This window comes from Psychrobacter sp. 1Y4, assembly GCF_051847555.1.
On the sequence record NZ_JBPYDE010000336.1, the window covers coordinates 1 to 841 of the forward strand.

The 841-nt window shown below is 45.8% G+C and carries 1 protein-coding gene; it reads left to right on the forward strand.

Features of this window, described 5'->3' with window-relative positions; genetic code table 11:
- Positions 1-273: 273 nt before the first annotated feature.
- On the forward strand, positions 274-841 hold a 568-nt coding region (locus tag ACS8FC_RS16165; RefSeq protein WP_439297523.1), incomplete at its 3' end, for an alpha/beta fold hydrolase.

Genomic DNA, 841 nt, shown 5'->3' on the forward strand with positions numbered 1-841 from the left:
AAAGCACCGATATCATGGCATCATCCCAGAATGGGACAGTTTCTTATACTGACAGAGGTCATGTTACTGAAGACTTGCCTCAATCGATTGCGCTATATGGCAGCGTTATACTTGATGCGTAACCCGCCTGTATGTCGGTCAGACAAATCCGCTCCTCTCATGATCTGCTATAACGATTATATTCAAACTGACACCTTATCTACTGACGGCTTTGCTTCCAACTTTTCTATGTCAAATTCTGCTACTCAAGCTTCCTTTTTGGAGTCCAAAACAATGCCATCTGCTACGACAAAACCTGAAAAGGTATCAAAGGATATCACCGACAAGGCTTATTTTTCTGAGCAACATATTATCAATGGTGAAAGCTGCTATAACGCTTACGATGGCACGGCTATTTATTATCGCTATTGGCTAACGATGCCTTTAGAGGAAATAAAAGAAGCTAGTCAGCCATTACGCCAAGTTATTTTATTACACCGAGGTCATGAGCACTCAGGACGATTGGCAGAGCTAGGAGAGCAGTTTGCAAAAGCGGGCTATCAAGTATTTGCTTGGGATGCACGCGGCAATGGTCGCTCAGGCGGTATCAAAGATCATGCGGAGAGCGTCACAGAGCTTGAGCGCGATTTAGACGGTTTTGTGCAATTGGTGATTGGACAAACTGGCATCGCTATCAAAGACACGCTGATTGTCGCCAGTAGTATTGGCGCGGTACTGGCAGCCGCATGGGTACATGATTATGCGCCCAATATTCGCGGGATGATATTGGGCACGCCTGCGCTCAGTATTCGCTTATATTTGCCTTTTGCCATACCGTCATTAAAAGTGGCGCGCACGCTAG